The 10,100-nt window shown below is 68.2% G+C and carries 7 protein-coding genes; 2 read left to right on the top strand and 5 right to left on the bottom strand.

Annotated elements, in window-relative coordinates; genetic code table 11:
* Positions 1-581 precede the first annotated feature (581 nt).
* Both ACK3BB_RS04920 and ACK3BB_RS04915 read left to right on the top strand, forming a co-directional pair.
* Positions 582-1,058, top strand: coding sequence for a rhodanese-like domain-containing protein (locus ACK3BB_RS04920; protein WP_428927618.1), 477 nt, complete (start codon positions 582-584; stop codon positions 1,056-1,058).
* Positions 1,058-1,885: an alpha/beta hydrolase family esterase gene (locus ACK3BB_RS04915; RefSeq protein ID WP_428928684.1), complete on the top strand. Its 828-nt coding sequence runs from the start codon at positions 1,058-1,060 to the stop codon at positions 1,883-1,885. Before ACK3BB_RS04920 ends, ACK3BB_RS04915 begins: the two co-directional genes overlap by 1 nt.
* 205 nt (positions 1,886-2,090) lie before the next feature.
* Here ACK3BB_RS04915 and mdoH read toward each other — a convergent pair whose 3' ends face one another.
* The 5 genes from mdoH to ACK3BB_RS04890 all read right to left on the bottom strand — a co-directional run bounded on the left by mdoH (position 2,091) and on the right by ACK3BB_RS04890 (position 10,082).
* Positions 2,091-3,962: a glucans biosynthesis glucosyltransferase MdoH gene (gene mdoH, locus ACK3BB_RS04910; protein WP_428927617.1), complete on the bottom strand. Its 1,872-nt coding sequence runs from the start codon at positions 3,960-3,962 to the stop codon at positions 2,091-2,093.
* A 9-nt stretch (positions 3,963-3,971) separates the two neighbouring features.
* Positions 3,972-5,477 carry a glucan biosynthesis protein gene (locus tag ACK3BB_RS04905; RefSeq protein WP_428927616.1) on the bottom strand — a complete coding sequence of 502 codons (1,506 nt, stop codon included), beginning with the start codon at positions 5,475-5,477 and terminating at the stop codon, positions 3,972-3,974.
* Complete coding sequence (locus ACK3BB_RS04900; RefSeq protein WP_428927615.1) at positions 5,474-6,697, bottom strand: OpgC family protein; 1,224 nt, start codon at positions 6,695-6,697, stop codon at positions 5,474-5,476. The genes ACK3BB_RS04905 and ACK3BB_RS04900 overlap by 4 nt, the downstream gene beginning before the upstream one ends.
* Positions 6,698-6,729: 32 nt before the next feature.
* Positions 6,730-8,106, bottom strand: a complete 1,377-nt coding sequence (locus tag ACK3BB_RS04895) for a tetratricopeptide repeat protein (protein ID WP_428927614.1) — start codon at positions 8,104-8,106, stop codon at positions 6,730-6,732.
* A gap of 356 nt (positions 8,107-8,462) precedes the next feature.
* Positions 8,463-10,082, bottom strand: a complete 1,620-nt coding sequence (locus ACK3BB_RS04890) for a thiamine pyrophosphate-binding protein (protein WP_428927613.1) — start codon at positions 10,080-10,082, stop codon at positions 8,463-8,465.
* Between the last annotated feature and the right edge of the window lie 18 nt (positions 10,083-10,100).

Here is a 10,100-nt window from a genome sequence, read left to right as displayed (position 1 = left end):
GAACCAAACCGCCCGCATATCTCTTCAGATACCGACAATGTCAAACAGCGTAGAGACAAAAACCAGACCAGTGCGCCCTATATTCTCGGCGCGCCCGCCCGTAAATGCCTCTGATTTTCCCCTCGCTTCCCTCAGCAACTTCGCCTCTCAGCGCCGCGCCTCGTTCCGTCCGGGCTACCGTGTGGCGCCTCAGCGCCGCCGGTGAAGGGGTATCTACGGGGAGTACGGGCGAGTCGCAAGAGCCTTTTGCGTTTTTTTTCGACGCCCCGACGTAAAGCATTTTCATGACCCCTGCGGGGCCATGTCGGGCGCAGCCGGTTCAGGCGCCCATCTTGCGGTCTGCCCCCAAAGTACACACTAAACATTGAGGTTTTGCGACAACCATGGCCGCAAGCCCCCCGAAAACCCCGCCGAAATTTTTTCCTGTGCCCGGTTTTTCGGCAGCCGTCGGCCTTGTGGCCCCGGCTCTCTCCCTATCCCCGGGCCTCTCCCCCTATGCCTGGCGCCCTGACGCCAACGTGTCTTCGGCGCGAGCAGCGGGCCATGGTAGGTCCGTGCCGAGACAGGCGGAGTGGAGCGACATGGAACAGGACCTCGAAAGCTCGGGCTGGTTGGCCCGGCGAGACTTCCTGGGCTTTGGGGCTGTCGGGGCGGCCATCGGCATCCTGACATGGCGCGCGGTGCTGCCCCCTGCGCCCGGCGACACCGACAGCCTGTCGGTTGCAGAGGCCGAGGCCCGGGCCCGTACCGGGCAGATCACCCTTGTCGATATACGCACCCCCGAGGAATGGGCCGCCACCGGGATCGGCGTGCCGGCGCATCCGCTGGACATGCGGCGCGCGGATTTCATCACCGCCCTGCAGGCTTTGGCCCCCGTTGATGCGCCCATCGCGCTGATCTGCGCCCGGGGCGTGCGCTCGGCCCGGCTGGCCGGGGAATTGCGGGCGGCTGGTTTCACGCGGATCATCGACGTGCCCGAAGGCATGATCGGATCGTCTGCGGGGCCGGGCTGGATCGCGGCGGGATTGCCGATCAAACCCCATGGAGGAGACGAATGATGGGATGGAAGAGCCTGCTGGCCGTCGCGGGGGCCAGCCTGGGGCTGGCCGGGCCCGTGGCCGCCGAATGCGCCGGGGCCGAGGGCACCTGCCCGACCGAGTTGGGCGACTATCATATCCGCCTGCCGGACACGCCGGAGGGTGCGCCGATGGTGATCTTCCTGCATGGCCATGGCGGGCGCGGGTCGGCGACGATGGGCAATGCCCGGCTGGTCGACCCGCTGATCGCCCGGGGCTATGCAGTGATCGCGCCCGAGGGGCTGGCCCGGGGCGGCACCGGCCCGCAAAGCTGGAGCTTTCTGCCCGGCCGGGGCGGGCGCGACGACACGGCTTTCCTGACCGGCGTGGCGCGGGATGCCGCCGATCGGTTCGGGCTCGATGCCGACATGGCCATCCTGTCGGGCTTTTCGGCCGGGGGGTTCATGGTCAGCTACCTGGCCTGTGCCACGCCCGAGGCCTTCACGGCCTATGCCCCGGTGGCCGGGGGGTTCTGGCGACCTCAGCCCGACAGCTGCGCCGGGCCGGTGCGCCTATTCCACACCCATGGCTGGCAGGACACGACCGTGCCGCTGGAAGGCCGGTACCTGGGTGGCGGGGCCTGGCAGCAGGGCGACATCTTTGCCGGGATGGAACTGTGGCGCCAGGCCAATGCCTGTGCCGACGAGAAACCGACGGGCTTTGCCACCACCGGGACGTTCATGCGCCGGCGCTGGACCGATTGCGCCCCGGGCAGCGCGCTGGAATTCGCGCTGTTTCCCGGGGGCCATACCGTGCCGGGCGGCTGGGCCGAGATGATGGTCGACTGGTTCGAGGACGTGACCGGCTGAGCGAACGGTCATCTTGTATATAGTGAGGCCCATGCCGGGCCGACGGCCGGTCTTTATATAGGGCCCGGTATCGTGAGCCGTCGGCCAGCTGGTGGCCGGTATCAAAAGCCGCCGGCAGGTCAGCCCATGCAGACGTGTATATAGAGAACGGCCCGCCTTCGGCATGAAGGCGGGCCGTTGTCGTCATCGGGTCCTCACCGGCAGGTCATTCCGCCGGCGTGGCGATCGGCCGGCCGTCCAGGAAGGACTTGAGCTCGGCGCGGTAATGGCGCGCAGCCTGGGTGATGGCCGGCTCGACATATTCGTCGCGCGTGCCCATCAGCGCCCCGGGCCGGCCAAAGCTGAACCCGCTGAGCGCCGAGAGCGGCACGGCCAGGGCCAGGCTGAGGCCGATGGGCAGCAGCCAGACCGAAACGAAGCCCGTTACGATGCCCAGCATCAGCAGCCCGCCGCTGACCGTTTCCAGCCAGTGGAACTGCAGCAGGGTGCGCAGCCCGTAGGCGCCGCCGTCACGGGTCTGGGGCGACCAGCCCTTCTGCAGGCCGAAGGCCGTGCGGAAGACCGCGATCATCTGCTGGACCATCAGGACCGGGGCATAGATGACCGACAGGGTGACCTCGGTCACGAAGGACAGGCCGAACCGCCCGACCCCGCCATAGGCGCTGAACCGGTCACCCGTCAGGCGCAGGGCGGCGATGCCCAGCAGCTTGGGCAGCAGCAGCATGCCGTAGACCAGGACGATGACCAGAACGTGGTGGCTGTCGTCAGCCGTGGGCCAGGTCGGGAACAGCGGGTTGGACGGCGAGAAATAGGTCAGCACCGAGCGATCCTCGCCCATGCCGATGACGGCCCACATGACCAGCAGGGCAAACCAGATGGGCGACATCAGGTACCCCATGGCCCCGTGGAAGAGGTGGAACCGCGACATGGCCGACAGGCCCCGGGCGCCCAGCAGGTGCAGGTGCTGCAGGTTGCCCTGGCACCAGCGCCGGTCGCGCAGGACATGGTCGATCAGCGTTTGCGGGGTTTCCTCATAGCTGCCCCGGATGCGCGGCAGGAAGCGCACGGCCCAGCCGGCCCGGCGCAGCAGCCCCGCCTCGACGAAATCGTGGCTCATGATCAGGCCGCCGCCGCGCAGGCTCTTGACCCGCGGCAGGCCGGCCGAAGCGGCAAAGGCCCGGGTGCGGATGATGGCGTTGTGACCCCAGTAGTTGCCCTCGGCGCCGCACCAGCGGCCCATGCCCTCGGCAATGGCCACGCCGTAGACGCAATTGGCGAATTGCTGCATCCGGGCAAAGACCGATTGCGCGCCGATCAGCTGCGGATAGCTCTGGATCAGGCCGGCCGAAGGATCGCGGGCCAGGGCATCGGTCAGCCGGGCGATGGCGTCGCCGGTCATCAGGCTGTCGGCATCCAGCACCAGCATGGCATCCCAGTCACCGCCCCAGCGCACGACCCAATCGGCAATGTTGCCCACCTTGCGGTCGGTGTTTTCCTCGCGCCGACGGTAGTACAGCTCCAGCCCCGGCGACAGCGTGTCCCGGATCGCCGCAACGGCGGCCTGTTCCTGGCGGGCGATGTCCTCGTCGCGGGTGTCCGACAGGATGAAGGCCGCGTAATGGTGATCACCGCTCTTGTCGCGCAGCTCTTCCAGCATCGACTTGGCGTTGCCCAGCACGTACCAGGGCACCTCGTTGTAGACCGGCATCAGCAGGGCCACGTTCATCGGCGCCGGCGCCCCGCCCGTCACATCCTGCGGGGCCTTGCGCGACAGCGACACCAGGCCGAGCGCCACGGTGCAGACCGTCTGGCAGATCCAGAAGAAGTTGAAGCCGATCAGCGCCAGCAGCACGACCTCCAACCAGGTGATCCCGTCGGTCGAGAACCAGCCGTGCATGACCCAGGCCAGGGCCAGGGTGCCCAGCGTCGCCGGGCTGAAAGCCAGGGCGCGCCACAGCGCGACATTGCGGGGCCGTTCCAGCCCCGGGGCCTTTTCGTCCCGGAACCGTGCGGCGAAGTTCTGTACCGGCATTGCCAGGGGCGATTCCGGCGGCATGACATTCAAGTCTTTGAACATGGGTAGGCCTCAAGCTGTCCAGCGGTAGAGCCAGACTTCGCTGGCCGCCGCTCCGTCCTTGCGAAGCTGCGCGCGCAGCTCCACCATCGATCTGTCTCCGGGCTCGAAGCCGAAGGCGATTCTGGGTCCGCCGGTCTCGGGGTTGCGCTGTATCACCCCCGGCGTCGTTTCCGCATGCAAGGAAGCGACATGGATGTCGATTCCGTCCAATCCGTCGTCGAAGATCGGCGCGTCTTCGAAGTCGATGGTCACCAGCTGTCCCGAGTGCCATCCATTGCCCATCGCGGTGCCGATCACCCGCGCAGGCCCGCCCGGCAGGGGCTCGTCCTGGCCCCAGGTCAGCCGGTAGGCCAGCCGCGTTTCCGACCCCGCCGCAAAGGGCTCGGCCGGGCGCCAGTAGGCCACGATATTGTCGTAGATCTCGCGATCCGCGGGGATCTCGACCAGCGTCACCGCCCCGCGGCCCCAATCGCCCTTGGGTTCCACCCAAAGGCCCGGGCGCTTGTGGTAGAGCGCTTCGAGATCGTTGAAATCCGAAAAGTCGCGCGGGCGCTGCAACAGGCCAAAGCCCTGCACGCCATTGTCCAGGAACGACGAGATCTGCAGCTCGCGCGGGTTGTTGAGCGGCCGCCAGATGACCTCGCCGCTGCCGTTGCGGATCAGCAGCCCGTCGCTGTCATGCACCGCCGGGCGGAAATCGTGGAACCGCGTGCGGTCCTTGGCGTCGAACAGGAACATAGAGGTCAGCGGCCCCAGCCCGACATGGGCCAGGTCCTTGCGCGGGAACAACGTCGCCTCGACCTCCATCACGCAGGCCGGGCCGGGCGTGATCTCGAACCGGTAGGCCCCGGCCACCGACGGGCTGTCCATCAGCGCATGCACGACGATCTCGCGCTGGTCGGGCGCCGGGCTTTCCAGCCAGAACTCGATGAACTCGGGAAATTCCTCGCCGGTCTCGTCGGCCGTGTTCAGCGCCAGGCCCCGGGCCGACAGCCCGTAGGTCTCGCCAGCGCCGATCGCCCGGAAATAGCTGGCGCCCTGGAAGACGCAGAATTCGCTCTTGTTGCCCGTGCCGTCCAGCTCGGTGCGCAGGCGCAGGCCGGAATAGCCCAGCGTCTCGTCGACGGTCAGCTCGGGCGCCTGGTCGGTCCGGTCGAACCGCGAGATGTCAAAGCCCACCGGCGTTGCCATGCCGTTTTCGACGGTGTTCACCGCGATGGGCCGTTTGAAATACAGCCCCGGGTGCAGCAGGTCGACCTCGTAGGACCGGTCGCTGCCATACCACAGCGCCCGGTCGTGGCGCGGCCAGATCGTGCGATAGTCTTCATAGCCGATGTCCAGCCAGTCCTGTGGAACCGTCGGCCGCGCCTCGTATCGCCGCCCGGCCAGCGCGCGGGCGCGCTCGATCACTTGGCTGTGGTCGAAGGGCATGCCGGGCCCCGATGCCCGGGCCATGCCCGAAGACAGGACGGCGATCATGGAAGCCATGCAAAATCGTCGTCGGGTCAATGTCATGTACGCTTGCTCCGCCAGGGCTGGGATTTGAACCAGGACGCCGTGTAGGCTGTGAGGACAAGCAGCGCCGCACCCATAAGGTTCCCGGCCGTCACGACAAAACCTGACCGGCCAAGCTGGTCAAAGGCGAATCCGATGAGCCGGGCCAGGGCCATCGAGAAGACGAAGACGGCAAGACTCTGCTGACCGACGCGGGTGATGATCGTGAGCAGGATATGGCCGATCCGGCGGTCATAGAGCGCCGAAAGACGGGTGCCCCCGACCCCGGCCCAATACCAGGCCAGGTAGGCGATCGAGAGGAAGTGGATATAGCGTAACAGCCCGAATTCAGTCTTGAATCTCAGCTCGGACGTGACCGGCCAGCTGGGCCGGATGGCGGCGCCAAGCTGGGGCCAGGCATCGTTGATCCAGGTGAACACCTTCCACGACCCGAAGGGCGCGCCCAGCACCAGGAAAGCCGCCGCCGCCCAGGCGATCCAGGCCTGTCGGGGCGGCGGTGGCAACCATCCGCGCATGAAGGCGAATCCGGTAAAGAACAGCAACTGCCAGCCGAAGGGATTGAAGAACCATTGCCGGTCCGACCAGGGTTCGGCCGACAGCGGCAGCAGGCCCAGGTTGGCCACGGCCCACAGGATGGCGCAGCCCGCCATGGCCGCGCCCGGGCTGACCCGGGCCAGGGCCATGACCAGGGGCATCAGGGCCAGGATGACCAGGTACATCGGCAGGATGTCGAAATAGTTGGGCACGTAGGTCAGGGTGAACAGCCCGACGATCTGGGGCATCGGATCGCTGAAGAACCGGCCCAGGTTCAGCGCGTTGACATAGCTCTTGTCGACCCCGGCATAGGTGTCGATCGCGGCCATGGTCATGGCCACGAAGAAGAACAGGCAGACATGGGCCCAGTAGACCTGCCAGCAGCGAAAGGCCACGCGGGCGGTGCCGATGGCCCAGCCCTTGCGCTCGAAGCTGCCGCCGAAGGCGATGGCCGACGCCATGCCCGAGCAGAAGACGAAGATCTCCGTCGCGTCTGAGAACCCGAACCGCGCCGGGATCCAGGAGGTCCAGGGGTTGTTGGGGATATGGGCGATCAGGATGATGAACATGGCGATCCCGCGCGCCACGTCGAGCCGCAGGTCGCGGGTCGTGGACACGGGTGCCGCCGCAATGGTCGCGGCAGGCCGGCTGGCGGCGCAGGCCGCTTCGGGCGACAGGCTTGTCATTCGCCTCCCTCTATGGTGGTCGTGGTCGTCTGTTACTGTGCCGGTACGCTGTTCCAGGCGGCTGCGCCATCGCCACGTCCCGCAAGGATCAGATCCCGGCGGATAGCGGCAAATTGGTCGTCCCGCCCGGCGCGCATCCGCCTACGGTCGTTCAACAATTCCTCCACGGCATCGAACCGGCCGGCCCGCAGCCCGGCGTCGATCGTGATCCGTTCGAAAACATCGCGCTGCGCATGGCTGCCGCCGGCGCGCTGCATCGTCGCCCGGGCCGCGGCCAGGTCGGCAAAGGCCCGGCCGTACTCGCCCTCGCCAAAGGCCTGCAGGCCCCGGGCGGCGGCCAGGCCCGGGTCGGCCATGCGTTCCTGTGCCTCGTTCTCCTGGCGCTGGCCGTCGCTGGCGATCCGGGCCACCAGCCGGGCGGTGCCCTCGGCATCGCCGCTGGCGGTCAGGGCCAGCAGGTAATGCAGGTCGGCAAAGATCAGGCTGCCGTCCTCGGTCCGCGCGGCGCACAGCTCGGCCAGCTCGTCCCAGCGGTGCCCCACGTCGACGCCTTCCAGCTCCAACCGGGCCAGCAGCGAAGTGGCATTGGAGATGTCGCGGTAATCGTCGGTCTGTTCCTTGCGCACCTCGGCGTCGTAAAGCGCCATGACGGCGTCGACCTGGCCCAGGTCCAGATGCATCAGGGCCTTGTGCCACCAGACGTGGAACCGGAAATTGTTGCAATGGGCCCAGGCCGCCTCGCGGCCGTCCAGCCAGTCCAGCCCGGCCCTGGCATCGCAGGTCATGTCATGGACATGGGCCACCGCATGCAGCCCCCAGGCATCGTCGGGGGCCATCCACAGCGCCTGGCGCCCGGCGATCTCGGCCTGGTCATAGGCCCCGGTCTCTTCCAAGGCGAAGGCATGACAGCCCAGCAGGTAGCCCCGCCCGGCGTGATCGGGCGCATAGGCCGGCAGCACCCGCTCGATCGAGGCCCGCATGCCGTTGCCATCGCCCAGCACGAAGCGGATGGCATGGCCCAGCTTCATGGCCAGCACGTCGTCGGGATGGGCGGCCAGCACCTGTTCCAGCGCCTCGACCGCGGCCGAAGGCCGCCCGGCGATCCAGCGCGTCAGCGCCTCGACGAAGAGCCGTTCACGTTGCGTGACCTGGCCCTGGCGCAAGCCCGCCAGGGCCGCCGCCTGGGCCTCGGCCGCAACGCCCAGCATCTCGCGCCGGCCCAGCAGCATCATGAACAGGCCCCGCACGGCCTGGCCCAGGGCAAAGCCCGGCTCGGCCGCCAACACGGCGCCCAGGTGTTTCGGCGTGGCGGCCCCATGGGCCAGGAAGGCCAGCTGGGCGGCGTTCCACTCCTCCAGGGCCGCCTGGCTTTCGAGGCTGGTGGGCTGGCCGAACAGGTCGTATCGCATGGCGGGTCCTAACATCGGGAAAACATGTCGCGTTCCAGAGGTAGCAAACCCTTTTCGCCTCGGGGCATGTGTTACAGGGGTTTTGACGCATTGGTGACCTTGGCATACCAGCGCGTGAACGCCTGAAACATTTCACCGCCCGGATTTCATGCGACCACCCCCGCCACACCCCGTCCCGGCGTTTCGCCCGGCCCCTCGGGCGCGACAGGGGGCGCTGCCCCCGTCCTCGTAAACGAGGACTCCCCCGGGAATACTTAAGAAGAGAAAGAAGCAGCAAGTGCGCCCTGCTGCTTCTTTCTCTTCTCAAATATCCGGCCGGACGCAGCCATCCTGCGCCTCAATGATCAAGGGCGCGGTCAGATCCGCCCGTCATAGGCGCCACGGTCGATTTCGGCGGCAATCACCGTGAAGGTCGGCGCAACCATCGCCGCCTCAAGCGCGGCGCGCAACTCGGGCCGCGAGCGCACGGTCACCCCCGCCCCGCCAAAGGCCCGACCCATGGCCGCGTAATCGTGGCGCCCGAAATCGACACCCCGGTTGGCCATCTGCCGCTGGCGCTGTTTCAGCTCGATCAGGGCCAGCGAGGCATCGACGAAGACCACGAAGATCGGCGCTACGCCGAGCTCTGCCGCCGTGGCCAGCTCGCCGGCCACCATCAGGAAGCCCGCATCGCCGGAAAAGCTGACCACCACCCGATCGGGCGCGGCCAGGGCCTGGCCGATGGCCAGGGGCACCGCGCAGCCCATCGTGCACAGGCCCGAGGATTGCACCAGGCCACGCGGCTCGGTGCAGTTCCACATCTGCGACAGCAGGATCCGGTGGGCCCCGCTGTCGGCCGTGGCCAGGGCCGTTTCGGGCAACACCGCGCGGGTTTCGGCGATGACCGCCCCCGGGCCCCACTCCGCATCCTGCGGGAAGGCCGCGGCCAGGGCGGCGCGCGTCCGGTCCGGCGCGCCGTCCGGCCAGCGCGGGCGGGTCGGCAGGCCCTGGGCCAGGGCCTCGAGCGTCGCCCCGGTGTCGCCGGCGATCTCGAGGGTGGCATAATGCATGTCGTGCCTGTTGGGTTCGGCCACAATGTCGATCACCCGTTGCCGGCCGGCATCCCAGGCATGGCGCCAGCCCGTGCGCATCTCGATCGGGTCATAACCGATCCCCAGCACCAGGTCGGCCTGGCCCACCAGCGGCAGCAGATGCCCGTCGGCCAGCGGCGACAGCCCCGCCGCGCCCAGGCAGAGCGGGTGATCCTCGCGCAGAACGCCCTTGGCCTTGTAGCTTGTCACGAAGGGGATCTGCAGGTGTTCCAGGAAGGCCCGCAGCACCTGGCCCGAGCCGTCGCGCAGCACGTCCAGCCCGACCACGGCCAGCGGCCGTTCGGCCTCGGCCAGCCAGGTCTTGGCCCGCGCCAGGTCGGCCCCGAACGGCGCCAGGGCGGCGACACGGCCCCGGCCGGGGGCGGGGAGCGGGCGGGCCGGGGCATCGGCCACGGAAATCGGGACGTCGATATGCACCGGCCCCTGCCGCGGACCCATCGCGATGGCCACGGCCTTGTCGGCCAGCACTCCGGCCGCTTCGGCATTCAGCCGAAAGCTGGCCTTGGTGATCGGCCGCATCACCGCCTGGTGATCCAGCACCTGGTGGGTGTAGCTCAGCGCCTCGGCCTCGTCGACGCAGCCCGACAGCACGATCAGCGGCACCCGGTCCTGCTGTGCATTGGCCACCACGTTGATCCCGTTCAGCAGGCCCGGCCCCAGCGTACCCACCAGGATCGCCGGCGCCCCGTCGCGGTGATGCACGCCCTCGGCCATGAACCCCGCCGCATTCTCGTGCCGGGTCAGCACGAACCGGATGCCGGCCCGTTCCAGCGCATCGATCAGCGTCAGCACCTCCCCCCCGGGCATGCCAAAGGCAAACCGGCAGCCCGCCGCATGCAATCTGCGCGCCAGGACATCGGCCGCACGAAGGGGAAGATCGGTCATCAGGGCAACTCCGCAATG

The organism is Marinibacterium sp. SX1 (assembly GCF_050389775.1).
Classification (GTDB): Bacteria; Pseudomonadota; Alphaproteobacteria; order Rhodobacterales; family Rhodobacteraceae; genus Marinibacterium.
This window is presented reverse-complemented; position numbering and strand designations above follow the sequence as displayed.

Coding starts and splice junctions, on each gene's coding strand:
- ACK3BB_RS04920 (WP_428927618.1), top strand. CDS start 582: ATGGAACAGGACCTCGAAAGCTCGGGCTGGTTGGCCCGGCGAGACTTC.
- ACK3BB_RS04915 (WP_428928684.1), top strand. CDS start 1,058: ATGGGATGGAAGAGCCTGCTGGCCGTCGCGGGGGCCAGCCTGGGGCTG.
- mdoH (WP_428927617.1), bottom strand. CDS start 3,962: ATGTTCAAAGACTTGAATGTCATGCCGCCGGAATCGCCCCTGGCAATG.
- ACK3BB_RS04905 (WP_428927616.1), bottom strand. CDS start 5,477: ATGACATTGACCCGACGACGATTTTGCATGGCTTCCATGATCGCCGTC.
- ACK3BB_RS04900 (WP_428927615.1), bottom strand. CDS start 6,697: ATGACAAGCCTGTCGCCCGAAGCGGCCTGCGCCGCCAGCCGGCCTGCC.
- ACK3BB_RS04895 (WP_428927614.1), bottom strand. CDS start 8,106: ATGCGATACGACCTGTTCGGCCAGCCCACCAGCCTCGAAAGCCAGGCG.
- ACK3BB_RS04890 (WP_428927613.1), bottom strand. CDS start 10,082: ATGACCGATCTTCCCCTTCGTGCGGCCGATGTCCTGGCGCGCAGATTG.